This window comes from Halorussus rarus, from assembly GCF_003369835.1.
In the GTDB taxonomy this organism is placed as follows: domain Archaea; phylum Halobacteriota; class Halobacteria; order Halobacteriales; family Haladaptataceae; genus Halorussus; species Halorussus rarus.
Map to the genome: position 1 here is coordinate 35682 of NZ_QPMJ01000002.1, position 25652 is coordinate 61333.

General features: G+C 68.0%; 19 protein-coding genes and 1 tRNA gene. 8 read left to right on the plus strand and 12 right to left on the minus strand.

What is annotated here, in order from left to right; translation table 11 throughout:
* Positions 1–32: 32 nt before the first annotated feature.
* From DVR07_RS21470 to DVR07_RS08475, 4 genes are all read left to right on the plus strand, one after another.
* Positions 33–1835: a hypothetical protein gene (locus DVR07_RS21470; RefSeq protein WP_162829491.1), complete on the plus strand. Its 1803-nt coding sequence runs from the start codon at positions 33–35 to the stop codon at positions 1833–1835.
* Between the two features lie 66 nt (positions 1836–1901).
* A complete protein-coding gene (locus DVR07_RS08465) occupies positions 1902–3368 on the plus strand; it encodes a flippase (protein WP_115796374.1) in 1467 nt (488 codons plus the stop codon).
* A gap of 80 nt (positions 3369–3448) precedes the next feature.
* Positions 3449–4420 carry an NAD-dependent epimerase/dehydratase family protein gene (locus tag DVR07_RS08470; RefSeq protein WP_115796375.1) on the plus strand — a complete coding sequence of 324 codons (972 nt, stop codon included), beginning with the start codon at positions 3449–3451 and terminating at the stop codon, positions 4418–4420.
* A gap of 145 nt (positions 4421–4565) precedes the next feature.
* The gene (locus DVR07_RS08475; RefSeq protein WP_115796376.1) at positions 4566–5990 is read left to right on the plus strand and encodes a S8 family peptidase; all 1425 of its coding nucleotides are present in this window, start codon (positions 4566–4568) and stop codon (positions 5988–5990) included.
* 99 nt (positions 5991–6089) lie between these two features.
* Here DVR07_RS08475 and DVR07_RS08480 read toward each other — a convergent pair whose 3' ends face one another.
* The 6 genes from DVR07_RS08480 to DVR07_RS08505 form a co-directional block, all read right to left on the minus strand.
* A complete protein-coding gene (locus DVR07_RS08480; protein WP_115796377.1) occupies positions 6090–6959 on the minus strand; it encodes a CheF family chemotaxis protein in 870 nt (289 codons plus the stop codon).
* A 126-nt stretch (positions 6960–7085) separates the two neighbouring features.
* Positions 7086–8939: a methyl-accepting chemotaxis protein gene (locus DVR07_RS08485; RefSeq protein ID WP_240318868.1), complete on the minus strand. Its 1854-nt coding sequence runs from the start codon at positions 8937–8939 to the stop codon at positions 7086–7088.
* Between the two features lie 222 nt (positions 8940–9161).
* Complete coding sequence (locus DVR07_RS08490) at positions 9162–10382, minus strand: HEAT repeat domain-containing protein (RefSeq protein ID WP_115796379.1); 1221 nt, start codon at positions 10380–10382, stop codon at positions 9162–9164.
* A gap of 85 nt (positions 10383–10467) precedes the next feature.
* Positions 10468–11142, minus strand: coding sequence for an archaellin/type IV pilin N-terminal domain-containing protein (locus tag DVR07_RS08495; protein ID WP_115796380.1), 675 nt, complete (start codon positions 11140–11142; stop codon positions 10468–10470).
* A 192-nt stretch (positions 11143–11334) separates the two neighbouring features.
* Positions 11335–11616 carry a DUF7521 family protein gene (locus DVR07_RS08500; protein WP_115796381.1) on the minus strand — a complete coding sequence of 94 codons (282 nt, stop codon included), beginning with the start codon at positions 11614–11616 and terminating at the stop codon, positions 11335–11337.
* A gap of 82 nt (positions 11617–11698) precedes the next feature.
* On the minus strand, positions 11699–12037 hold the full coding sequence (locus DVR07_RS08505) for an ArsR/SmtB family transcription factor (RefSeq protein WP_115796382.1): 339 nt from the start codon (positions 12035–12037) through the stop codon (positions 11699–11701).
* 111 nt (positions 12038–12148) lie between these two features.
* Here DVR07_RS08505 and DVR07_RS08510 point away from each other — a divergent pair, with 111 nt between their 5' ends.
* Complete coding sequence (locus tag DVR07_RS08510) at positions 12149–12559, plus strand: chemotaxis protein CheW (protein WP_115796383.1); 411 nt, start codon at positions 12149–12151, stop codon at positions 12557–12559.
* 48 nt (positions 12560–12607) lie between these two features.
* Here the strand turns inward: DVR07_RS08510 and glmU are convergent, their stop codons facing one another.
* Positions 12608–13789, minus strand: coding sequence for a bifunctional sugar-1-phosphate nucleotidylyltransferase/acetyltransferase (gene glmU / locus DVR07_RS08515; protein WP_115798293.1), 1182 nt, complete (start codon positions 13787–13789; stop codon positions 12608–12610).
* 449 nt (positions 13790–14238) lie between these two features.
* Here glmU and glmS point away from each other — a divergent pair, with 449 nt between their 5' ends.
* Positions 14239–16062: a glutamine--fructose-6-phosphate transaminase (isomerizing) gene (gene glmS, locus DVR07_RS08520; protein ID WP_115796384.1), complete on the plus strand. Its 1824-nt coding sequence runs from the start codon at positions 14239–14241 to the stop codon at positions 16060–16062.
* Positions 16063–16140: 78 nt separating this feature from the next.
* Complete coding sequence (locus DVR07_RS08525) at positions 16141–17091, plus strand: polysaccharide deacetylase family protein (protein ID WP_115796385.1); 951 nt, start codon at positions 16141–16143, stop codon at positions 17089–17091.
* A 130-nt stretch (positions 17092–17221) separates the two neighbouring features.
* On the opposite strand, the gene DVR07_RS08530 is transcribed toward DVR07_RS08525, so the two are convergent.
* The 3 genes from DVR07_RS08530 to DVR07_RS08540 form a co-directional block, all read right to left on the minus strand.
* Positions 17222–17306: transfer RNA gene (locus DVR07_RS08530), tRNA-OTHER, on the minus strand.
* A gap of 79 nt (positions 17307–17385) precedes the next feature.
* Positions 17386–19692 (minus strand): PAS domain-containing protein, encoded by a 2307-nt coding sequence (locus DVR07_RS08535; RefSeq protein WP_115796386.1) that lies wholly within the window; start codon positions 19690–19692, stop codon positions 17386–17388.
* An 85-nt stretch (positions 19693–19777) separates the two neighbouring features.
* The gene (locus DVR07_RS08540; protein ID WP_115796387.1) at positions 19778–20632 is read right to left on the minus strand and encodes a CheF family chemotaxis protein; all 855 of its coding nucleotides are present in this window, start codon (positions 20630–20632) and stop codon (positions 19778–19780) included.
* A gap of 147 nt (positions 20633–20779) precedes the next feature.
* Here DVR07_RS08540 and DVR07_RS08545 point away from each other — a divergent pair, with 147 nt between their 5' ends.
* Entirely contained in the window at positions 20780–21808 is a 1029-nt protein-coding gene (locus tag DVR07_RS08545; protein ID WP_115796388.1) for a lysylphosphatidylglycerol synthase transmembrane domain-containing protein, read from the plus strand.
* Between the two features lie 29 nt (positions 21809–21837).
* Here DVR07_RS08545 and flaJ read toward each other — a convergent pair whose 3' ends face one another.
* Together flaJ and DVR07_RS08555 are read right to left on the minus strand one after the other, a co-directional pair.
* On the minus strand, positions 21838–23574 hold the full coding sequence (flaJ, locus tag DVR07_RS08550; protein WP_115796389.1) for an archaellar assembly protein FlaJ: 1737 nt from the start codon (positions 23572–23574) through the stop codon (positions 21838–21840).
* A gap of 281 nt (positions 23575–23855) precedes the next feature.
* Complete coding sequence (locus tag DVR07_RS08555; protein ID WP_115796390.1) at positions 23856–25640, minus strand: type II/IV secretion system ATPase subunit; 1785 nt, start codon at positions 25638–25640, stop codon at positions 23856–23858.
* Positions 25641–25652: the final 12 nt, after the last annotated feature.

Sequence of the window (25652 nt, forward strand, 5' to 3'; positions counted from 1 at the left end):
GACGCGTCCGGACGGGCGCGGTCTGCATACACATGGATACGGACACGCACACCTCCCAACGTCGGGAGAAAGGCGCTCTCATCGTCGGTTTCGCGTCGCTCGCCGCGGCGGTGCTCGTCGCGCACGGGTCGCCGCCGGAGACGTACGAGCTCTCCATCTACGCCGGGACGCCGGCGGGGTTCTGGGCCGGGACGGGGGTCGCGCTGCTGGTCGGGATCTTCGTGGGGCTGTACGGCGACGGAACCGAGCGGCGGCTCGCGCTCGTGCTCGCCGGCGTCGCCGGGTTCGCGGTGGCCTCGCTCCCGGTGCTCCGGTCGTACCACTTCTTCGGCGCGGGCGACGCGCTGACCCACCTCGGGTGGGCCAAGGATATCGCCGCCGGAAAGATGTCAGTGCTGGACTTCCTCTACCCCGGCACCCACACCATCGCGGTCGTGCTGGCAGACGCGACCGGGATGGACCTCCACCGCGCGATGCTGGTGATGGTCGCGGCGTTCGTCGCGGTGTTCCTGCTGTTCGTCCCGCTGGCGACGTGGACCGTCACCCGCAACCGGCGGGCGACCGCCCTGGCCGCGCTGTCGGGGCTGCTGTTCCTCCCGATCAACAACATCAGCGCCTTCGACATGCCCCACCCGACCACGCAGGCCATCCTGTTCCTGCCGCTGATACTGTACCTGGCCGGCCGCTACCTCCTCCGGGCCGACCGCGAGGGGCTGGTCGTCGGCACCCCGACCGGGGCGCTGCTGGGCATCACCTCGGTCGCGGTCGTGCTGGTCCACCCCCAGCAGGCCGCGAACGTGCTCGTCGTCTTCGCCTCGATACTTGGCCTCCAGCTCCTTGCCCGGTTCGTCGGCACCGCCGAGGTCGACCACGAGACGTTCGCGCTCCAGACGGTGTTCCTCGCCGCGGTGTTCGGGTTCTGGGCGCCCCGCCACGAGCGGGCGGCCGGGGCCACCTCCGCACTGCTGAACATGCTGACCAGCGGCCTGCAGGTCGCCGGCGAGACCACGCAGGCCGCGGGGTCGGTGTCGGCGGTCGGCGGCTCAATCGCGGTGCTGTTCCTCAAGCTGTTCGCCGTGAGCGTCGTCTTCTGCGCGCTCGCGGGCCTGCTGGTGCTCGGCGGCGTGCTCGGCCGGTTCGACGACCCGCCGGACCTCAACTCGTTCGCCCGGTACTTCGGGCTCGCGCTGGTCCCGCTGTTCGGGCTGTTCTTCGCCTACTTCGTGGTGAGCTACGAAAAGCTCCACTTCCGCCAGCTCGGGTTCATCATGGTGCTGGTGACCATCCTGGGCGCGGTCGCGCTCGCCCGCGGGGTCGACGCCCTCTCGACCCGGTTCTCGCCGGACAGCGCCCGGGCGGTCGTCGGCGTCGCGCTCGCGGTCATGCTCGCGGCGTCGCTGCTCACGGTCTACGCGTCGCCGTACATGTACCAGAGCTCCAGTCACGTCACGGAGGCCCAGATGAGCGGGTACGATACCGCGGTCGAGCACCTCGGGTCTGGCACGTTCCTCGGCATCCGAGGGACCGGCATCCGGTGGACCGACGGCGTGCTGGGCTACAACGAGAGCCGGGAGCGCGACCTGGCGGGCGGGAGCCTCTACATGAACGAGACGCACCCGGGGTACGGGGAGAACTTCACCGGGAGCTACGTCGCCCGCCACTACGAGGGCCAGTATCTGGCGTTCACCGACCGGTCGCGCGCGATCGACGTCCGGGTGTACGACGGCTTCCGGTTCGACAGGCGGGGGTTCCGGTCGCTCGACGCGGCGCCCGGGCTGAACCGCGTCCAGTCGAACGGGGCCTTCCAGATGTACCGGGTGAACCGGACGGCCTGACGTGACGCGGACCCCCGTCGAATCGGCTCCGCACAGCCACGGACGTCAACTCGACTCCCCGTTCACATGGATCTGAAACGCTTCGCGCGGTCGTTCAAGGCGATGCTGAGCGCGCGCGCCCTCCACATGGCCGCGAGCGGCGTGCTGATGGTCGTGCTCGCCCGCGTCCTGCTCACCCAGGAGGAGTACGGACTCCTCGGGTCGGCGCTGGCGGTGCTGGGCGTCGTGCAGCTGTTCTCGGACCTCGGCTTCGCCAAGGCGGGCGCGCGCTACATCACGGAGTACCGCGAGACGAAACCGGAGCAGGTGCCCCACGTCCTCCGGACCGCGGTCGGATACCGCATCGCGACCGTCGCGGTGGTTGGCGGCCTGTTCGCGCTGCTGGCCCCGCGGGTCGCCAGCGCGGTCGGCCAGCCCGAGATCGGTCCGCTGCTGGTCCTCGGGACCGGCTACGTCGTGGTCCACTCCTTCTTCACCTTCTCGCAGGTGATTTTCCAGGGGTACAACCAGATCACCTACAGCGCGGCCATCCGGGCGATCGGGTCGGTCGGCCGGCTCGCGCTCGCGGCGACGTTCGTCGTCTTCGTCGGCGGCGCGGTCGGCGCGCTCGCCGGCTACATCGCGGGCTACGGCGTCGGCGCGCTGGTCGGGCTCGGGCTGCTGTACGTCGAGTGCTACCGCGACGCCGACCGCGACGAACCCCCGGAGGACGGGCTGACCCGCCGCGTCGCCGAGTACAGCGTCCCGCTGACCGCGACCAGGGGCGCCAACATCCTCGACAAGCGGGTCGACACCATCCTGGTCGGCTACTTCATGAACCCGGTGGCGGTTGGCTACTACTACCTCTCGAAGCAGATCGTCGGGTTCGTCCACTCGCCGGCGGCCTCGCTCGGGTTCACGCTCTCGCCGGCCTACGGCGAACACAAGGCCGAGGGCGAGACCGACCACGCCGCCAGCATCTACGAGACGACGCTGAAGTACATCCTGCTGCTGTACGTCCCGGCGGCCGCCGGCATGGTCATCGTGGCCGAGCCCGCGCTCCGGCTCGTCTTCGGCCCCGAGTGGGTCGACGCCGCGCCGGTCCTCCAGGTGTTCGCGGGCTACGTCGTGCTCCAGGCCGTTTCCTACGTCACCGGCGACGCCCTCGACTTCCTCGGTCGGGCGCGCGAGCGCGCCCTGGCCAAGGGCGGCGGCTCGGTCGGGAACTTCCTGCTCAACCTCGCGATGATCCCGGCGTTCGGCGTGGTCGGCGCGGCCGCCGCGACCGTCATCACCCACTCGGGGGTGCTGGCGGTCACCCTCTGGGTCATCCACGCCGAGCTCGACCTGGCGGTCGGCGAGCTGGTCCGGCACTTCCTCGCGGTGGTCGCGGTCACGGGCGCGATGTCGCTGGCCGTGGTCGCGGTGCTCGCCCACGTCGGCGGTGCGGTCGCGCTCGTCGGCGCGATACTCGCGGGCGTGGTGGTCTGGGCCGGCCTGTCGGTCGTGAGCGGACTGCTCGACGTCCAGCGCGTCAGAACCATCCTCGCCTGACTCATGCCGACAGTTCCATCTACCGCCACGGTGCGACCGAGACGCCCAGCTATTTGTTCGACCGCGCCGAGGGTCGATTCATGAACGACGACTCGCAGCCCCGGTCCCGAACCGGGGGCGTCGATCGCGCGCCCGACGTCGCCGGGCGGACCGTGCTGATCACCGGCGGGGCCGGCTTCGTCGGCAGCCACCTGGCCGAGGCGCTGGTCGACGGCAACGAGGTGCGCGTGCTCGACGACCTCTCGGGCGGCGCGCGCGAGCACGTCCCCGACGGCGCGGAGCTCGTCGAGGGCGACGTCTGCGACGGCGAGACGGTCGCCGAGGCGATGGCCGACGTCGACCTGGTGTTCCACGAGGCCGCGCTGGTGTCGGTCGAGGAGTCGGTAGCCGACCCGCCGAAGAGCAACCGGATCAACGCCGCCGCGACCGTCGACCTGCTGGAGCGGGCACGCGAGGAGGACGCCCGGGTCGTGCTCGCTTCGTCGGCCGCCGTCTACGGCCACCCCGAGTCGGTGCCGGTCGCGGAGGACGACGCCAAGGAGCCGACCTCGCCGTACGGCATCGACAAGCTGACGCTGGACCACTACGCCCGGCGGTACCACGACCTCTACGGCCTGGAGACGGTGCCGCTCCGGTACTTCAACGTCTACGGACCGCGCCAGAACCCCGAGTACAGCGCGGTGGTGAACGTCTTCTTCCAGCAGGCCGCCGACGGCGGCCCCCTGACCGTCGAGGGCGACGGCGAGCAGACCCGCGACTTCGTCCACGTCAGCGACGTGGTCCAGGCGAACCTGCTTGCGGCGACCACCGACAGAGTCGGCGAACCGTTCAACGTCGGGACCGGCCGGAGCGTCACCGTCAACGAACTCGCCGAGACGGTGGTCGAGGCGGCCGACTCGGACGCCGAGATCACCCACGTCGACCCGCGGGCCGGCGACATCCGCCACAGCGAGGCCGACGTCTCGAAGGCCCGCGAGGAACTCGGCTACGAGCCGACCGTCTCGCTCCGCGATGGGCTCCGGGACCTGGCCGAGGCGAAGGGGCTCCGCTGAGCCGCGTCGCTAGACGTCGCGGCACCGTCCCCGCTCGGTCGACTCTCCTCGGAGCCAGCGCGCGATTACTGCGCCGGAAGAAACTCTAATTTTAGATTATTAATCAAAAATATATTTAGTCATGGAGATAGTTGTTTGTCCCGTCATGACAGACAACAGCAGGCGGACGTTCCTCCGGGCAGTTGGGGGTGCCGTCGGCAGCGCGGCGCTGGTGAGCGGAACGGCGAGCGCCGGCGAGGGCGGCAGAACGGACTCGCGGTTCCTGGTCGACCTGCAGGAGGTCTCGCGGAGCGAAGTGCCCGACTCCGTGACGGTCGTTCACGACATCTCCGAGATAGACCTGCTGGCGGCCCGGGGCGACCCGGACGACGTCCCCGGGTCGGCGTCCACGACCCCGGACGTGACCGTCTACCGGGACGAGCGGACGGCCGACGGCGGTCCGGCGAAAGAACGCGCCGGGAAGGGCCCCGCCGGCAACGGTCCCGCCTGGGACAGCGGCGCGCCGACCAACACGGAACTCCAGTGGGACAAGCGCGACCAGCGCGTCGGCGACCTGACCGAGAACCCGGGGAACGGCCGGACCGTCCAGGACACCACGAAGGGCGACGACACTCGGGTCGCGGTCATCGATAGCGGCGTGTACGACGGCCACCCCGACCTCGCCGACGCGGTGAACGACGACCTGTCGGCGAACTTCACGACCGACCCGTACGACTTCCGGCCGAACGGCGCGGGCGACCACGGGACGCACGTCGCGGGCATCATCGCCGCGACGAACGCGAACGGCGAGGGCGTGCTCGGCACCGCGCCCGAGACGGAAATCGTCGCCCACCGCGTGTTCTCCGGGGTCGAGGGCGCTACCGGGGACGTTCTCGCGGCCATCGTCGACGCCGCGAATGTGGGCTGCGACGCCGCGAACATCAGTCTGGGCTATCCGCCGCTCGACCCCGAGACGCCCGAGGTCGTCGCCATCAAGGAGGCGTACGAGGCGGCCGCCGCGTTCGCCCGTTCGCAGGGAACCGTCGTCGTCAATTCGGCGGGCAACGCCGGCGTCGACATGACGCCCGACGACGTCCTCAGCCTCCCCACGGAGGCCGAGGGCGTCTTCGGCGTCTCCGCGACCGGTCCCATCGGCTACCTCTGGGACGACAGTGAGCCGAGTCGCGAGGACAAGGGGCTGAAGAAGCTGGAGAAGGAGCCGACGTACCCCGCGGTGTACACCAACTACGGCACCGGCGTCGACGTGAGTGCCGCGGGCGGCAACTACGACCCCGAGGCGTACGAGAGAGGCGTCGAGGGCTGGTACTACGACCTGGTGTTCTCGACCGTCGTCGAGCGGGACGAAGAGGGCGACCCGGTTCCCGGGTACGGCTGGAAGGCGGGGACGTCGATGGCCGCCCCCCAGGTCACGGGCGCCGTGGCGCTCGCGCGCTCACTTCGACCCGACGCCGGTGCGGAGGAGGTCGAGTCGTTGATTCGGGAGACCGCCGCGGACGCGCCCGGCGGGGAACCGTACCACGGCGCAGGCCACCTCGACCTCCGGCGGCTCGTCAAGCGCGCCCGGAAGTAAGAGGTCTTCGCACGTCGTTTCTCAGCCACCGGGGCGAGATCGAAGGCGGTAACACCGCATCAAAAAGCGGAAGACTACGGGCCTTAGACCGCGGAATCGTCACTTCTCGTTGATAGACTCGCTGGCGATGTTCCGCCCGCGGGTCTTCAGGCTCACCTCGCGCCGCTTGCGGACCTCCTCCAGCACGTCCACCTCGATGAGCCGCTCGAAGATGCGCTCGACCTCGTCGACGTCCATGCCGAGAAAGTCCGGTATCTCGAACGACGAAACCCCCGAGTACAGCGCCATCAGGACCTCCTTTTCGGTCTCGTCGAGTTCGACGCCGCCCTCGTTCTTGCGCTCGCCCTTCCGGAACAGCGACTCCAGCAGGGTGGCCCGTCTGGTCTGGCCCGAGACGTACGTCTGGATGCTGGTATCGCCCTGCGTGTGCTCGACCTCGAGGACCGTGCGCTGCTCGCCCTCGACCGTCCGGGTCCCGCGCTCGACCGACCCGATGTCGTCGAGTTCGATGCCGACGAACGTGCCGCTGGCGATGGCGACGTTGACCATCCCCTCGGTCACCTTGACGCGGGCCTTCTCCCACTCGGTGTCCTGGACCACGCCCCCTTCGACCGCGGGGTGCTTGGTCAGGATCATCTTCTGGTTCAGCAGCGCGCCGTAGACGTCGGTCTCGAACTCCTCGATGTCCATGTTCGTCCCGAGGAGGACGACGTTGTTCTCGAACTCCACGCTCAGGTAGTCCGAGACCGCCGCGACGGCCTGGTTCACGTCGTAGCGCCCCTTGATGCCGTTGACCTTGGACAGCGGGATCGACCGCTTGCCCTGGTTGCCGGCCAGCACGAGTCGCTTGTTCGAAAGCAGGATGCGGCCGCTGGTCCAGTCGGGGTCGTTGAGCTTGCGGCCGTTCTTCACGACCTGCAGGAACTTCCCCTGGGTGTCGGTTATCTTGTGCTCGCCTTCCTTGCTCATGAGTCGTGTCCACGTTCTCGGCGGGCTCGCTCGCGTCGACCGGCCGTCGCCCTGCGGGCCGCCGGTGGGTGGGGTCTGTGTCGTCCGTCGGGGTTCGGTTCGGTCATGGCGGGGGTGTCCGTGGCGTCAGGCCCGGCCCCGCATGTCGTCGACGCGGGCCGACAGCTCCTCGATGGCCTCGGTCTGGGCGCGGGTCGCCGACACGATGTCGTCGGTCGCCTCGTCGACGTCCCGCGTGCTGTCGCGGACGTCCTCGACCGTGGCCATCACCTGCTCGATGTTGGCGGCCTGCTCGTCGTTGGCCTCCGCGACCTCGGTCACGCCGCTGGCGGCCTCCTCGACCGCGTCGGCGATCTCCTCGAGCGCCACCAGCGCGTCCTCGATCTCCTGGCCGGCGTGCTTGACCTGCTCGTTGGACTCCTCGACCGCGACGACGGTCTCGTTGGCCTGCGACTGGATCTCCTCGATGCGGGTCGCGATCTCCTCGGTGTGCTCGCGGGTCTCGTTGGCGAGCTGCTTGACCTCGTCGGCGACGACCTCGAAGCCGCTGCCGGCCTCGCCGGCCCGCGCCGCCTCGATGTTGGCGTTGAGCGCGAGCAGGTTGGTCTGGTCGGCGACCTCCGCGATGACCTCGACCACGTCCTCGATCTCGTTCATCTGGGACTCGAGTTCGGTCACTGTCCCCACCAGATCCTCGCTCATCTCGATGACCTCGTCGGTCGCCTCGCGGGCGCCCGTGCTCGACTCGAGGCCACTGTCGGCCGACGCCTTCGCCTGCTCGGCCGCCGAGGCCACCTGGTCGGAGCTCGCGGCGACCTCCTGCATGCTCGCCGAGAAGTTCTCCATCTGGGTGGCGACCTCCGTCAGCTGGTCGGTCTGCTCGTCGACCTGCTCGTCGATGGCGCGGGCCGACTCGGCCGCGTCCTCGACCGAGTCCTCCAGATTCCGGGCCTTCTCGCCGACCCGGTCGGTCAGAGTCTCGAACTGGTCGGCCATCTCGTTCACCTGGTCGACGACCTCCATGAGCGAGTCGTCGACGACGCCGTGTTCGTCGTGGAACGAGGCCCGCGCCGAGAGGTCGCCGGACCCCATCGCCGCCATCGTCCCGCTGAGCTCCTCCACGAGCGCGGTGACGCCCCGCTGTCGGCGGACGTCCGCGGTCCGGTCGTGGACGGTCTCGACGACCGCGACGAGCTCGCCGTCCTCGAACACCGGTAGCGCCGAGAAGTCGATGTGGCGCTCGACGCCGTCGCGGGTGGTCATCGTGCTGCTGTCGCGGTAGAGCGTCCGCTCGGTGTCGGCCCGTTCGACGTCGAACTCCCGGTGGGCTGACTCGGGCGCCTCCGCGACCTTGTCGGCGAGGGTCTTGGCGCGCCGACCGTCGGGGTAGAACGCTTGGCTCGCGTGCTCCAGCCCCACCGCGTCCTCCGAATCGAAGCCGGTGAGGTCCGCGATTGCGTTGTTCCACGTCACCACTTCGCCCCGCTGGGTGTCGAGGATGAAGACGGGAACGTCGATGCCGTTGAGGAGGTCGTCGTCGTCCAGGTCGAACTCGTCGGCGGCCGGAGCGGCGCCGCCGCCGTTTCCGGCTGCTCCGCCTGCGCCGTAGGCGTCCAGACCCGACTGCATGTCGGCCAACGCCGCCGAAAGCGACGACTGGAGTTCGTCCTCCGCGCGCTGGAGTTCCTCGGCGACCGCCTCGTTGTCGGCACCGAGCCGGTGTTCGAGCCGCTCGAACGTCTCCGCGACCAGCTTCTCGACGCCGACCTCGTAGGTCCCCGCGAACGTCGCGGCGCCCACGCCCGCGTCGACGTGCCGCCGCCCGAGGTCGGCCGCGTCGCCGACCGCGGACGCCGGGTCGTCGACGACCTGTCCGAGATGGACCGCCTGGGCCTGACGGAGGTCGTCGTTCGCGTCGCTGTTCCGGTAGGTCTCGGCGAGTTCCGACCGGGTCACGGTCCCGTCGGACGAGACGGACACGCTCCCCGTCTTCGTGCCACCGTCGAACGTCACGTTCCGCTGGCGCTCGGAGTGACTTTCGCCGTCACGTAGCCTCGTTAAAATTTTCGTTAGACTGTCCCTGACCATCGTATGGCGGAAAGAGACACTAACCGGATATAAAGTTTTACGCAAATTTCACGCGCGATAACCCCCGTCGCGCCCGGCCCGATGGTGTGCCTCACGACCGGTCCTTCGACCGCGCTATCCGCGTCCGCCGAGCTTCGAGAGCGCCGAGAAGGCCCGCTTGCGGACCTGCTCGTCGTCGGTCGAGTCGATGAGGTCGTCGAGGCGCTGGCGGGCGCGTTCGCCACCGACCTTCCCGAGGGTGAACGCCGCCTTCGCCCGCGCGTCGCTGCCGACCTCCGGGTCGTCGAGCACGTCGAGCAGGGCGTCCTCCGCCGGTTCCCCCCCGACCTCGGCGATGCTGGTCGCGGCGAACTGCGCCGTCATCCCGTCGTCGTCGTCCAGCACCGACGCCAACGCCTCGATCGCCGCCTCCCTGTTGCGGTCGCCGGCCACCCGTCCGAGCAGCCACGTCGCGTTCCGGCGCTGGTGGGGCTGTGTCCCCTGGTCCAGAATGTCGGTCAGCGAGTCCACCACGCTCCGGTGGTCCGTGGCACTCAGCTTCTCGACCATCCGCTCGCGCAGCTTGTGACTCTGCTGGCCCGGCGCGTTCGAGAGGAGTTCGATGAGCGAGAACACCGCCGCGCGCCGGACGGTCTCGCTCTCGTCGGACAGCAGCGAGATGAGCGCGTCCAGCGGCTTGGTGCTCGCGAAGTTCCCCAGCGACGTGGCCGCGATGCGCCGGACGGTCTCGCTCTCGTCGTCGAGCAGGTCCAGCAGCGCCGCGAGCGACTCCTCGCCGCCGATGCGGCCCAGCGAGTCGGCCGCCTCCCGCCGGACCTCGACGCTCTCGTCGCCGAGGCTCTGCCGGAGCGCCGAGACGGCGCGTGGGTCCTCGATACGACCGAGCGCGCGGGCCGCCCGCGCGCGGACGCGCTGGTCTGGGTCGCCGAGCCGGCCGACCAGCGCCTTCGTCCCGGCCTTGTTGCCGATGCGGCCCAGCGCGTTGGCCGACGCCATCCGGAGCTCCGGCTGATCGGCAGAGAGGGTCTCGACCAGCGCCTCCGCGCGCGCCCACTCGGCCCCTTCGGTCGGCACCTCCTCGCCGGTGAGCGCGGAAACCAGCTTCTCGACGGCGTGGCGCTGGTCGAGGGCGTCGATGGCCGCCGCCCGCACGGCCTCGCTGTCGTCGCTCTGGGCGGCCTTCACCAGCGGGTCGAGCACCTGGTAGTCCTCGGCCTCGACCTCGCCGAGGATGTCGGCCGCGCGCCGTCGGACCGGCTCGCTGCTGCTGTTCGTCAGCAGCTGGGTGAGCTGGTCCACGTCCCCCGTCTTCTCCAGTTCGAACAGCGACGTCACGACTGGTCGATTGCAGCGGTCCGATAAAAACGTGGGGGTACTCGATGAAGAATCGAGAGGAAGGTCGGTTAGTCGTCGATTCGCGTTAGACCGTGACGGCGCTCTCCTGCGAGAGCGACTGCGGGATGTTCGCGCGGTAGATGGTGACTGCGCCGTACTGGGTGGTCAGCTTGAGCTCGACCTCTTGGCCTTCACCGAGAGTGCCACCTTGCTCGTTACCCATGATAGCAGTGGTGTTTAACATAATCTTGAAGCGGTCATCCTGTTCGTCCAGGACTGGCACTGAATCCGACGGGTCCTTGATGGCACTGACGTTGAAGTAGTCGTGGTCACCGGCACTGGGTGATTCGGTACTGTCCACAATTGCGTCACTGTTTCCATCACCACCATTTACGGTAGCACCATCGTCCGACTCCGGAACTGCCGTGAGCGTGGTGGCGCGAGTCGGACCAATCCACTCAACAGTCGCTGTCGAGAGGTTTATATCATCAGAACCGGAACCGCGCATCACAGTGAGGTTGAGGTAGTCGACCTCTTCGTTCGCGACGTTACCGAAACCACTCACGACCTGCACGCGGTTCGAGACCTGCGCACTACTTTCCTCGCCGGTCTGCTCACTCTTCGTCTGGAGGAACCCGGCCGTGTTGATGAGCACGCCCGCCGCGATCGCCGCGACCAGCACCATCGCGATGAACACGATGAGCGTACCGATACCCACTTGACCTCTGTCAGTCAACCGCTCCTTGAGTTTCTCTTTCATTTTCTCACGTCCTGTCCGAGAGCCAATACGACATTGACTACGGACTCTACCCGCAACGAAACGAAGCTGCGTAATAAATGTAAGGCCGCGATTATCACCTGTGATATTAACTCAATCGACAAGACAGAGAGAGTATATTTGTGGGAGAATCAAGTAGAACGGACGGATTTCAATCATTTATTCAGGCTCCCCTCATCCGTCCGGGGTGATGCTATAGATGACAAACAGGTACCCGATCGTCGTGATGAGGTAGTTGACCGACAGCAGCGTACGGGTCTGTTCGAACTGGGTCAGGAACGCGCTGACCGTCGTGGCTATCGCCGCGGCGACGATGAGCGCGAAGCCGACCGAGAGGTGGAACATCGCGCGCCGCGACGTTCGATTGTAGGCGCGGATCGCGATGCCGACCATCGAGAGGCCGGCGGTCGCGAGCGTCAGGCTGAACGCGACGTACAGCAGTTCTATCGTTTGCATGGTTTTCCTGCGCTGAGAGGCCGTCCGTCGGCTGGACGCGGTCGGGCCGGTCGAGTTCGGTCGTCTCCGGGGGTCGCTCGGGTCACTCCGCCTTGAGGTCGCGCCAGACGTCCGCCAGCGAGTTGTCCACGTCCGGTCGGTCCTCGGCCGTCACGTCGATGGCCTCGTTCTCGAACGAGACCTCGAGCGCGTCGACGTTGCGTCGGTAGACCTTCGTGCGTCGTCCCTCGTCGGAGAACTCCCGGCCCGAGAGCTCGAGCAGGTCGGCCTCGGTGAGTTCCTCGATCCGACGGTAGCTGGTCGCTATCGGGATCTCGAGTTCGTCGCTCAGCTCCTGGGCCGACTTGGCCTCGCTCGTGGCCCGGAGTATCTCGGCGTTGTACTTGTTGCCGAGCACTCGTAGGAGTTCCACGGCCTCCATCAGTTACCGCGTTTGAAAACGCGGGTTAAAAAGGTACCGTAGGCGACCCGTCAGACTCGGCGAGTAGTCGGCGTCGGAACAGTAAAGTGGTCCCCCCGGGACGCATCGGGTATGTCAGAGACAGTCGGCGAAGTACAGGTCCTCGAATTCCGGCTCGAGGACCGGAAATACTGCATCGACATCGCGCACGTGGACGAGATCGTGGACAAGGAAGAACTGACACCGCTTCCGAACTCCGCCCGACGTATCGAGGGAGTGATGGACCTGCGCGGGACCACGACGACCATCGTGAATCCCAAGACCGTGCTCGGCCTGCAGGAGACCGAGTCCGGCGAGCGCGTCGTCGTCCTCGAGGGCGACGGCGGGGACCACGTCGGGTGGCTCATCGACGCCGTCAACCAGGTCGTCAGCATCGACACCGACGAGGTCGACGACAGCGTCGAGAGCGGGTCGGTTCGGGGTATCGTCCGACAGGACGGCGACTTCGTGGTCTGGATCAAGCCCGACGAGATAAACGACTGACGCGAAGTCGCGGGCCCGGACAGGCCGTTACATCCTCGCGGTCTGATTCTACCGGTCGCGCGTGACCGTCTCGCCCGGCGGAATGCCGACGCCCGGCGAGAGCTTCGTTCCGACGTTGAGCGCGACGTTGATGCCCGTCTTCGCCTCGTCGCCGGCCACGACGCCGAACTTCCGGCGTCCGGTCGAGATCCGCTCGCCCTTCACGGTGAACTCCACGGGACGGTCGTCGTGGCGGAGGTTGGCGACGTTGGTGCCCGCGCCGAAGTTGACGTCCCGGCCGAGCACGCTATCGCCGACGTAGCTCTGGTGGCCCACGGTCGCGCCCGGCATGAGCACGCTGTTCTTAATCTCGACGCTGTGACCGACCTTCGCGTCCTCGTCGACGAGGGTCGCGCCGCGGACGTAGGCGTTCGGTCCCACGCTCGCGCCCGACCGAACGAGCGCCGGCCCCTCGATGACCACGCCGGCGTCGACCGTCGCGCCCTCCTCCACCGCGACGGGTCCCCGGAGGTCGGCGTCCTCGTGGACCGACCCCTGGATGTCTCGGTCGAGTTCGGCGAGTTTCCACTCGTTGGCCTCCAGGAGCTCCCAGGGCCGCCCCACGTCGAGCCACCTGTCGAGTTCGACCGCCGACACGTCGAACTCCTCGATGGTTCGGGCGAGCACGTCCGTGATCTCGCGCTCGCCGCGCTCGCTCTCGGGGACGTCGAGCCACTCGCGGGCCGCCGCGGGGAAGACGTACGCCCCGGTGTTCGCGAGGTCAGTCGGCGGGTCGGCCGGCTTCTCGACGATGTCGGTGACGGCGTTGCGGTCGGTCGACAGCACCCCGTAGTTCGACGGGTCGTCGACCCGGTGGGCGCCGACCGCGGGGCCGGCCTCGAACAGCGCCGCCACGCCGTCGGGGTCGTAGAGGTTGTCGCCGTTGAGGACCGCGAACGGACCGTCCAGCAGGTCTCGGGCCGCTCGGACCGCGTCGGCGGTGCCGGCCTGGGACTCCTGGACCGCGTACCGGACCGGCACCCCGGCGTACTCCTCGCCGAAGTACTCCCGGACCGCGTCGGCCTCGTAGCCGACAACCAAGACGAGTTCGTCCGCGCCTGCGCGTACGGCCGCGTCGGCCGCGTGGGCGGCCATCGGTCTGTCGGCGACGGGCAGCATGGGTTTGGGGAGCGACGCCGACAGCGGTCGGATCCTGGTTCCCTCGCCGGCGGCGAGGACGACCGCCTGAATGCTCTCGGCTGTCATCGTGGGAACGACTCGCGGCGGAGACTTTGTTACCACGTCCTTGCGTCCGAGTAAGTGTGAGGTACCGGACCGATGTCGCCGAGTTCTCCCGGAGAACGCCGCCCCGGAACCGGCGTTCCGAATCGGTAGGCGCAGGGAGAACGCCGCGGCCGGTAGGGATAAGTTCGGCCTACGAGGGCCGTATTTGCGCCCACCCGGCAATCAGCGAGCGTATAACAAAGGGGTCAGGTGGCAATCTGTCGAACAGTACCCGCTTCAGTACGATGGGGCGGTCGGGCCGGTAAATGCGCGATGGACCGATCCGTGCAAACGATAGGCACAGGTTACGTCCCGGCGCACGACGCCGTCCCGAGCGAACGATCGCACTACGAACCTCTAACCATGATAGCTACCAATCCGATGCCGACTACCGAGACGCCGGAGGTGCGCCGCTGATGTGCGGAATCATCGCCCGAATCGGCGGCGACGACGACGGCGCCGTCGACGAACTGCTCACGGGACTCGAGAACCTCGAGTACCGCGGCTACGACTCGGCCGGACTCGCCGTCAAGAACGGCGGCGGCCCCGAAGTGTTCAAGCGCGAGGGCGAGATCTCGAACCTGAAGAGCGCGCTCGCGAACGAAGTGCCCGACGGCGGGCTCGGCATCGGGCACACCCGCTGGAGCACCCACGGTCCCCCGACCGACGCCAACGCCCACCCGCACACAGACTGCACGGGCGACGTCGCCGTCGTCCACAACGGCATCATCGAAAACTACGACGAGCTCAAGGCCGAACTGCGGGCCCGCGGCCACGAGTTCGACAGCGACACCGACACCGAGGTCATCCCCCACCTCGTCGAGGAGGAACTGGCCGCCGGCGCCGACCCCGAGACCGCGTTCCGGACGACCCTCTCGAAGCTCTCGGGGAGCTACGCCGTGGCGATGATCACCGAGCGCGACCACGCGGTCTACGCCACCCGGCGCGGGTCGCCGCTCGTGCTTGGCGTCGACGACGGCGAGTACTTCCTCGCGAGCGACGTGCCCGCGTTCCTCGACTTCACCGACGACGTCATCTACCTCGACGACGGTGACGTGGTGGTCGTCGATCCCGACGGCCACCGAATCACGTCCGACGACGGCGAGACGGTCGAGCGGTCGGTCCAGACGGTCGACTGGGACCCCGAGGACGCCGGCAAGGGCGGCTACGACCACTACATGCTCAAGGAGATCCACGAGCAGCCCGCCGCGCTCCGCCAGACCCTCCGGGGCCGGGCCGACCCCACCACCGGGGAGATCGATCTCGAGGACTTCCCGGCGGGCACCTTCGCGGACATCGACCGGGTCCAGTTCGTGGCCTGCGGGACGAGCTATCACGCCGGTCTCGTCGGCGCCCAGTACCTCTCGAACGGCGGCGTCCCCGCCCAGACGTTCCTCGCGAGCGAGTACGCGACGTCCCAGCCGCCGGTCGACGAGAACACCCTCGTGGTCGGCGTGACCCAGAGCGGGGAGACCGCCGACACGCTGTCGGCGCTCCGGCGGGCCAACGCCTCGGGCGCGACCACGCTCGCGGTGACGAACGTCGTCGGGTCGACCGCGGCCCGGGAGTGCGACGACGCGCTGTTCATCCGGGCCGGCCCGGAGATCGGCGTGGCCGCGACCAAGACGTTCTCCTCGCAAGTGGTCTCGCTGGCGCTGCTGAGCGAGCGGCTGGTCCGCGACGTGACCGGATCGCGCAGCGACGACGCCCGCGAGCGACTCGAGGCGCTCTCGGACCTGCCGGGCCACGTCCAGCAGATACTCGACTACACCGGCGCCAGGCGGATCGCCGAGTCGTACGGCGACAGCGACGCCTACTTCTTCATCGGTCGGGGGCTCGTCCGGTCGGTCGCGCTCGAGGGCGCGCTGAAGTTCAAGGAGATCTCCTACGAGCACGCCGAGGGGTTCGCGGCGGGCGAGCTCAAGCACGGCCCGCTCGCGCTGGTCACGCCCGAGACGCCGGTGTTCGCGGTGTTCACCGGCCGCGACGACGAGAAGACCCTCGGCAACGTCAAGGAGGCCGAGGCCCGGGGCGCGCCCGTCGTCGCGGTGGCCAGCGACGGCCAGGACGCGGTCCACCAGTACGCCGACGAGGTGCTGACCATCCCCGACACCCACCCGGACGTGGCGGGCGTGCTGGCGAACGTCCAGCTCCAGCTGCTGTCGTACCACGCCGCCGACCTGCTCGACCGGGCCATCGACAAGCCGAGAAACCTGGCCAAGAGCGTGACCGTCGAGTAGAAACCCGCGATTACCGTGCAGAACGCTCCTGAACGGTCGGCCCGATTTACTCGCCGACGCTTCGATAGCCACGATACGATGGGTTCTGTCGTACTCTCCCTCGACGCCGAACTCGCGTGGGGGTTCCACGACTACGAGACGATGCCAGACGACCGGGTCGGGGAGGCCCGCGAATCGTGGCTCCGACTGCTCGAACTGTTCGACGACTACGGCGTGCCGGCGACGTGGGCTGTCGTCGGCCACCTGCTGCTCGACTCCTGCGACGGGGAGCACGCCGACCACCCCGCGGCCGAGGACGGCTGGTTCGAGCGCGACCCCGGCACCTGGGAGAGCCGGGACGACCAGTGGTACGGCGAGCAACTGGTCGACGCGATAGCGGACGCCGACGCCGATCACGAGCTGGGCAGCCACACCTTCTCGCACGTCGTGATGGACGGGGCCTCCCGGGAGGTCGCGTCGGCCGAGATCCGCGAGTGCGTCGAACTCGCCGAGAAGCGCGGGGACTCGCTCGACTCGGTGGTGTTCCCCCGGAACTACGTGGGCCACCGCGACGTGCTGGCGGCCTACGGCGTCAAGTGCTACCGCGGCAACCAGCCCCGGCGGTGGTACGACCGGGGGCTCGCCGGGTCGGCCGCCAAGCTCCTCGGGTGGCCGACCAAGGCGATCTCGCCCACGCTCGTCACGCCCGAGAAGGACGAGTACGGACTGGTGAACGTCCCGGCCTCGCTCTACCTGTTCTGCTTCGAGGGCCGGGCCCGGTCGGCCGTCGAGCGCGTGGCCGGCGACCCCATCGTCACCATGGCCAAGCGCGGCATCGACCGCGCCAGCGCCGAGCAGGGCGTGTTCCACATGTGGCTCCACCCGAACAACCTGACCGAGGAGCGGGACTTCCGGCGGATGGAGGCCATCCTCGAACACCTCGCGGAGGTTCGGGACACCACCCCGCTGACGGTCCGGACGATGGGCTCCATCGCGGCGGACTTCAAGGACGACGAGCCGCTGCCGCGCGAACCGATCGGTCCGCGGTAGGGCGAGAGTCGGATCGCCTCGTTCGCATCCGCGGATTCGGACCTCTTCCTCCTCGACTCCGGCCGTCTCGCCGCTTCCCGCCGTAGCTGTCGCTCGGCGATAAAGCGCCTCGCAGGAGAACGGCGGGATGTGGAAGGGGCGGGAGTCGAACCACGCGAAGCCTGAAAGGCTGCCACCGGTGTACCGGTGGTGCTCTCCCACTGAGCTACCCTTCCTCGTCCGGAACTCCGGTCGCCAGCGCCTTTGTTGTGTCGTTCGTGAACGCCAGCATTCGGTGCCTCCATCTCGGAGCGGTCACCGTCTCGCGGTCTCGTCGTTGTCGCGAGTGTCGACCCGAGAGAACTCGAAGCGGGCGCCGCCCGCTTCGCCCTCGGTCACCTCGACCGACCAGCCGTGGGCGTCGGCGATGGAGTCCACGATGGCGAGGCCGAACCCGGTGCCGTCCTCGTCGGTCGTGAACCCGTGGTCGAAGACCTCCTCGCGCGCGTCCGGTGGGATTCCGGGGCCGTCATCCGCGACGTAGAACCCCGTCCTGTCGTCGAGGACGCCGACCGCGACCCGCGACAGCGAGTCGTCGCGTTCCGCGGCGTCATCAGCTTTCGGCTGATTGCTTGTGGAGCTGTGCTCCACAGCGTTCCGGAACAGGTTCTCCAGCAGTTCCCGGAACCGGGCCTCGTCGGCCTCGACCGCCGCGTCGTCGGTCACGGCCAGGCTCGCGTCGCCGGTGTCGACCGTCGCCCACGCCTCCTCGGCGGTAGCCGAGAGCGCGACCAGCTGCGGGTCGTCGACGACCTGGCCCCGCCGGGCCAGCGCGAGCAGGTTCTCGACCAGCCCGTCCATCCGGTCGAGCGACCGGCCGATGGGGGCGAGGTGGTCGCTCTCGCACTCCTCGGCGAGCAGTTCGAACCGGCCGAGCGCGACGTTGAGGGGGTTGCGGAGGTCGTGGCTCACGACGCTCGCGAACTCCTCTAAGCGCTCGTTCTGGCGGGTGAGCTGGCGCTCGCGCTCCTTCTGCTCGGTGATGTCGACGTAGATGGCGAACGCCTCCGACTCCTCGCCGGCCGCGGATGCGGTGTGGAGCAGGAAGTCCCGCGCGCCGTCACGGGTCATGCGGCTGACTTCCTCGCCCTCGATGCGCCGGCCCCGGCTGACCCGCTCGTTGAGCGACGCGCCCTCGCGCTCGCGGTCCGGCGGCAGGATGTAGTCGTCCACCGAGTCGCCGACGATGCCGTCCCGCTCCCAGCCGAACACGTCCTCGAAGGCCGGGTTCACCGACCGGCAGACCGCGTCGAGGTCGTCGATCTCGTAGCGGACCACGGCGTTCGGCACGTTCTCGAACAGCGCGGCGAACCGGTCGCGCTCGGCCCGGAGTTCGGTCTCGGTCCGGATCCGCGCCAGCGCCTCCGAGACGTGCGCCGCCAGGAGTTCGGCCAGTTCGCGGTCGTCCTCGTCGAACCCGTCCGGCTCCTTCGAGACGGCCTGGAACACCGCGAAGTCGCCGATCGGGACGGACAGCGCCGACCGGTACTCGCTCTCCGCCGGGACTACGTCGGTCTCGCGCAGGTCACGGACGAGCGACGACTCGCCCTCCCGGTACGCCCGGGCCGCGAGGTTGCCCTCGGTCTCGACCGGCGTCACCTCGTAGTAGCCGTCGGTCGAGAGCACCTTCGAGACGGCCTTCGTTACGAGGACGCCGTCCTCGTGGGCGTCGACGGTCGAGAGGTCGAACGCCAGGATGTCCTCGGCGGTCTCGATGGCGAGGTCGTAGACGGCCTGCTCGGTCTCGCAGGCGACCGCCCTGGCCGCGACGTCGTGGAGCGCCTCGATCTTCCGCTTGGCGTCGCGGAGTTCGGACTCCGCCTCGCGGCGCTCGGTGACGTTCCGGAAGTACACCGACAGGCCGTCCTCGGCGGGATAGACCCGGACCTCGAGCCACGTTCCGGGCCGAAGCAGCGACTCGGCCTCGACGGTGACCGGCTCCTGGGTTTCGAACGCCTTGCGGTAGGCCGCCATGAACGGCCCGCCGTCGTCGGTGTCGAACGCCTCGCGGATGTCCTCGCCGACGAGGTCGTCCGGGTCCCGACCCAGGAAGTCGGCCGCCCGCTCGTTGACGTAGCGGAACCGCCAGTCGTCGTCGAGGCCGAAGAACGCGTCGGTGATGCGCTCGAAGATGCGCCGTATCTGGCGGTCGGCCCGGGCGGCCTCGCGCTCGGCGCGGTACTGGGCCACCGCGTTCTCGACCCGGTTGGCCAGCACCGCGTACTGGTCGGTGCCCGTCTCCTTCTGGAGGTAGTCGGTCACCCCCGCAGAGATGGCCTCGCTGGCGATCTCCTCGCTTCCCTTCCCGGTGAACAGCACGAACGGCAGGTCGGGGTCGACCGCCCGGACCTCGTCGAGGAACTCGAGCCCGTCCGTCTCGGGCATCTCGTAGTCGCTGACCACGCAGTCGACCGCGCCGTCGGTGACGTGGACCAGCGCCTCGGTCGGATCGGTCTCGACGACCGTCTCGATGGCGTCGCTCGCGCGCTCGAGGTACGTCGCGGTCAGGTCCGCGATGGCCGAGTCGTCGTCCACCAGCAGGACGCGGATGGCGCTGTCCATGCGATGGAGATGCGTACCGAGCAGGAGTATAAAAATCTACAGTATCGGAACGACGGTGTGTCCTCGCGTCGAAACGGCCGGACGGTCAGGTGTTGACCGTCTCGATGCGGTCGCTGACGAGCAGTTGACCCTGTGCGGTCAGCGACAGCCCCTTCTGGCCCTCGTCGACCAGCCCCTTCTCGCGGAGGTCGTTGAGCAGCATCGTCACCCGACTGGAGTCGACGCCGAGCGTCCCGGCGAGGTCGCCGCTCCGGGCGCCCGAGTAGATGGCGACCAGCGCCTCCATCTCGTCCTCGGAGGTGGTCACGTCCTCGACCTCCTTGGCGAGTTCGGAGTACTCGAGGCGGAGGTACCGCCCGAGCAGGTTGAGCTTGCGGTCGCTCTCGAGCGCGAACTCCGAGGTCACCGACTGGCCCTGGTCGGCGTGGCGGACGACCAGGACCGCCCCGCCGTCGCGGTCCTCCTTCTGGAAGTACGTGACGTTGGCGAGGTTCACCGTCACCGGGTCGTCGCCGGCGAACCGGACCGCACCCGGACGGATCTTGAGCTTCGCCCTGCGGAACGACGAGTCGGTTACCCGGCCGCCGACGCGGGCCGGATGCTTGACCCTGGCCGCGGTCCCGTTGAGTTCGGCCTTGAACAGCACGGTCTTGAACCGGGAGACCTCCTCGCTGCCGGCCTCCACGACCGCGGTCCTGCGGCGGTCGCCCTCGCGGTACGCGATGGTGATGGTGTCCTGGAAGAACGCCTCCATCTCGCCGGGGACGTGACCGACGTTGACGTCGAAGATGGCCGCGAGCGGGACGGTCGTCTTCGACTCGTCGGTCGCCAGCACCAGACGCTTCTGGCTGAGGACGATCCGACCCTTGACCGGTTCGGGCGAATCGAACGAGTCGAGGCTGAACCGTGCGACGAAGTCGGCGATGACCTTTTCGGACATGGTTGGCGAGCGACGCCTGCGGTCTCTCTACTCAGCAATTCTCAGTAGGGGTAAATATTTTTTCGGTCCCGAGGCCGGTCGCTGTCGAATCCGACCCGCACCGGCAGCCAAGAAGCCTAACTGTCTATCGCCCGTTTCGTGGTGTAGATGTCGACCGAGACCTCCGGCGAGGTGTTCGACCGCCGCACCACCCTCAAGGTCGTCGCGGGCTTCGCCGTCGCGGTGGTCCTCATGTACTTCTTCGGTCGGGTCATCGGGTGGGGCGAGATCGCCCGGACGTTCCGGGGCGCCAACCTCTGGTGGCTCGGACTGGCCTGCCTCTCGACGGTGGTCTCGCTGGTCGTCTGGGCCAAGTCGTGGGACGTCATTCTCGGCAGCGTCGACGTCGAAGTGCCCTTTAGGAAGATCGTGGTCACCTACTTGGCGGCCACGTTCGCCGACTACGCCACTCCGTTCGGCAAGGCCGGTGGCGGCCCGTTCATCGCCTACGTCCTGGCGGCCGACACCGAGGCCAACTACCAGGACAGCCTCGCGAGCGTCGTGACCGCCGACCTGCTCAACCTGCTCCCGTTCTTCACGTTCGCCGGGCTCGGCACGGTCGTGCTCCTGATACAGGGCGCCGTGCCCAGACAGGCCGAGATTCTGGTCGCGGGCCTCGGGGGCATGGCCATCGTGCTGCCGGTGGTCATCTACGGCTCGTACCGCTATCGGGACGTCGTCGAACGGTTCCTCATGAAGATAATCGGACCGATCGCCAAGCGCGTCGACCGAATCGACGCCGACAACATCGGGGAGCGAGTCGACGAGTTCTACGACCTGATCGACCGAATCGCGGACAACCGCCGACAGCTCGCGTACACGCTGGTGTACGCGTACGTCGGGTGGCTGTTCTTCGCCGCACCGCTCTGGTTCGCGGGCCAGACGCTGGGCGTCGGCGGTCACGTCGGTCCCATGCTGGTGCTGTTCATCGTCCCCGCCAGCTCCATCGCTGGCGTCGTTCCCACGCCCGGCGGCGTGGGGGGCGTCGAGTTCGCGCTGGTCGGCCTCCTGGTCGCGCTGACCGCGCTCCAGACCGACGTCGCCGCGAGCGTGGCGCTGGTCTACCGGGTTGCCAGCTACTGGTTCGGGCTCGCGATCGGCGGCCTGGCCGCCTTCTTCGTCATCCACCGGACGTAGGTCGCGCCGGAGGGAGACGGAACCGGATCTCAGACGTTGAGGAACGACCCGACGACGATCCTGGTGAACACCGCGATGGCGCTCGACATCCACGTCAGGAAGACGAAGTGCATGTAGGAGTTGACCTTGTGGCCGCCGTCGGCGATGCGGACCATCAGCGCCGACAGCACCGCGTTGAGCAGAGTGATGATGATCAGCAGGTACTCGATGGTCGGGATGTCGTACACGTTGGTGTGGATGATGGTCGTGACGTCGAGCTGGCTGCTGTCGAGCCCGATGGACATGCCCGCCAGCACCTCGACGATCTCGAGGCCGATGAAGAACGCGAAGGTCGACGCCGCGGTGATACCGTAGAGGACGCCGATGAGCGTGACCGTCGACTGGGCGCGGCGCTCGCGGAGCTGGAGCACCTCGTTCATGTTGGCCGCGATGAGCTCGCCCAGCTGCTTAGGGTCCCCGCCCATCTGGCGGCCGACCAGGAACATCTCGGAGAACTTCTGGATGAGGTACGACCGCGAGTCGGCGGTGAAGTGGCGCCACGCCATCGCCGGCTCGATGCGCATGTTGAGCCGCTTGTAGAGGTCGTCGACGTTCTCGGTCAGCGCGCCGAAGTTCTTGCCGCGCAGGCTCTCGAGGACCTTCGTGGTCGTGGACTGCTTGGCGGTCTCGGTCGCGCCGAGCGCGCGGATGAAGCTGGTGAACTCCTCGTCGCGCTCCTTGATCTGCTCTTCCTCCTTGCGCGCGACCAGACCGGGTATCAGCAACGGCGTCGACGGGATCGCGGCGTAGAACGGCAGGGGGATCGCGTTCGGGTCGATGCTCGTCCGACCCAGCAGGATCAGCAGGCACGCGCCAATCGCGAGGAACGTCAGCAGGATGCCGACCGCGACCGAGATGCGGATGCGCCACTCGGTGTCGGTGGTGGTCCCCTGGGGATGGTACCAGACCGGGTCGTACGGCGCCGTGGTCCGGATCATCACCAGGAACCCCGTCTGGACGAACGCGAACATCACCACGACCGCGCTGACCGTCATCGTCGGGTTGGTACCGGTCAGGATGGGCAGCACGGTCGCGAACACCAGCGCGAACGTCACCGACAGCACCATCGAGAGGTAGAGGTCCTTCATCACCTCGAGGTTCTGGAGCGACCCCTCGTAGATGGTGACGTAGTTCTGGATGACCACGTCCTGCTCGCTCAGCAGGAAGTCCTGGATCTCCTGGCCGGCGTTGATGGTGTACGCGAGCCGGTCGAGGAAGTCGGCGAACGGCTTGCTCGGGGACTTGTTCGCCCGGATGCGCAGGGCGTCGTCGAGGCTCTGGTTCCACGTGTCGACCAGCTGCGTAATGCGGCGCATCTCCTCGGCCAGCGCGCCGTACTCCTCCTCCTCGCCGAGCGTCCGGAACACCTCCACGCGGTCGATGTTCGCGGTCGAGAGGATAGTCATGTGGGTGATGAACAGGTGGAGGCTGTCCTCGATCTCCTTGCGCTTCTGGTCGCGCAGGATCTTGGGGTAGATGACCGCGACCCCGACCGCCAGCAGGCCGAGCAGCGGAATCGGTCCGCGGATGAGCAGCGGGAAGTCGGTCAGCAGGAAGGCGACGACCGTCAGCAGGAAGAAGACGGCCGCGGGGGCCACCACGAGGGTGAGGTACCGACCGACCGGCGTCTCCATGTGCCGGTAGGACTCGACGGTCGAGGACGCGAAGCTGGCGAGCAGGTCTTTCGCGTCCTTTGGGTTCTCACCCGATTGCTCGTTCGTCGCCATGGTCGTCGGTCCGATAGCGGGTGTTCGCGGGGTTTTCGTCCCACCTTCATCTCTCTTTCCCTCGGAATATTATCATTGGTACTCGACTGACTTTTCGCGCCGCGCTCGGTTCCGGTTGGAGCCGGGCCGTTTCGGGTCCGCGAGAACCCGCTCCTGTGAGAGAATAGAATGTTTCCCGGCACGGTCACGGGCAATACGCCACCGAGGGCAGAAACCGTACGTCGGCGGCCGATACGCGACGTAGGAGGTCGTCACGTGACACGGGGATTGCAGGCCGGTCGTCAGTCGAACGACCGGTGGATGTCGAACGGGAGCCCGTCGACCCCGTCGCGCTGGAACGCCTCGATGGTCTCGTTGACCTCGTGGTAGCCCAGCACGTTCTCCTCGATCATCCGCTCGAACACCTCGGCGCGGAAGTCGAGTTCGTTGTAGATGTCGCGGGTGTTCTCGTAGCCCAGCAGGGTCGCGATCTGCTCTTCGAGCACGTAGGAGTTGTTCATCCCCTGGAAGACGATCTCGTCCTCGACCGGGTCCCAGTAGAACGACTGGCGGGTCACGACGCCGCCCATCTCCTTGGAGTAGCCCTCGATCTCCTGGACCGAGGTCACCCGGCGCAGCACGTCGTCGCCCTGCTTGACCCGGTTCTGGAACAGCGCGACGTCGGCGTTGTCCATGAACGTCTCGGGGATGTTGATGGGGTCCCCGGTGAACCGCTGGATCATCGAGACGATGTCGCTCGCGTGGAACGTCAGCATCACGGGGTGACCGGTCTGGGCCGCCTGGAACGCCATGCGACCCTCCTCCCCACGGACCTCGCCCACGATGATGTAGTCGGGGCGCGAACGCAGCGCGGCCGCGACCAGGTCGAACATGTCCACGTCCGAGGAGTCCTCGCCGCCGCCCTCCCGGGTCAGGAGCTGCTGCCAGGTGTCGTGGGGCGGCAGCACCTCGGCGGTGTCCTCCGCGGTGTAGATCTTCGAGTCGCGGGGGATGAACGACATGATGCAGTTCAGCGTCGTGGTCTTGCCCGACGCCGTCTCCCCGACCACGAACACGGTCTGCTCGTTCTCCAGACAGAGCCAGAGGTACGCCGCAAGCTTCGGGCTGAGCGTCCCCCACTTGGTAATCTGGGCCACGGAAAGCGGCGTCCCCTCGCCCTGACGGATGGTGAGGCTCGGCCCCTTCAGGCTCACGTCGTCGGAGTAGATGATGTTGATACGCGAGCCGTCCGGCAGGGTGGAGTCGACGATGGGGTCGGAGTCGCTCACCGGGTCGCCGATGCGCTCGCCCATGTTTCGCAGCCAGTTGTCGAACCGGTCGGGCGACCCGAAGTCCACGCTCGTCCCCAGCATCCCGTAGGTGCCGTGGTCGACGTACGTCTCGTGGGGGCCGATGACGTGGATGTCCTCGTTGGCCGGGTCGCGCATGATGGGCTCGAGCGGCCCGAACCCGACGATGTCGCGGTTCAGCCGGTACCGGATGTTCTCGTAGGTCTGCTCGGACACCTCGTAGGTGCCGACGTTCGTGTAGTCCTTGACGACGCGGACGATGTCGTCGGTCGAGAACGTCCGGACGCCCTGCTTGAAGTCGTTGTACGAGACGTTCTTGATCCAGTTCAGGATCTGGTCGGCCGAGAGGTTCCGGAGGTTGGCCTTCCCGCCACCGCCGTCGCCGTCGTTGACTAGCACGGTGTCGTCGAGCAGTTCCTCGATGCGGTCGTCGTACTCGGCCTCGTCCTGGGGCGCCGGCTTCTTGACGCTCTTCTCCAGGATCTCGCCCCGGACCTTCCCGAACAGCTCCTGTTCGGTGCCCGAGAGCTCGGGCTCGACCGCGTAGTACTCGGTGTCCTGGCCCACGTCGCCGTAGACGTGGCAGTAGATGGGACCGCCGACCGGGTAGATGACGTTGGGCTTGTCGGCCTCCCAGTCGCCGCTCGGCTCGTCGATGAGCCGCGGGAACTCCCCGGTGAACTGCTTGAACCGCTTGAGGTAGTCCCGCAGGTGGGGGCGGCGCATCGCCACTTCCCGAAGGTCGTCCTGAATCTGTGCGGTCCCGTGTTCGGTCATAGTGGGTGTGAG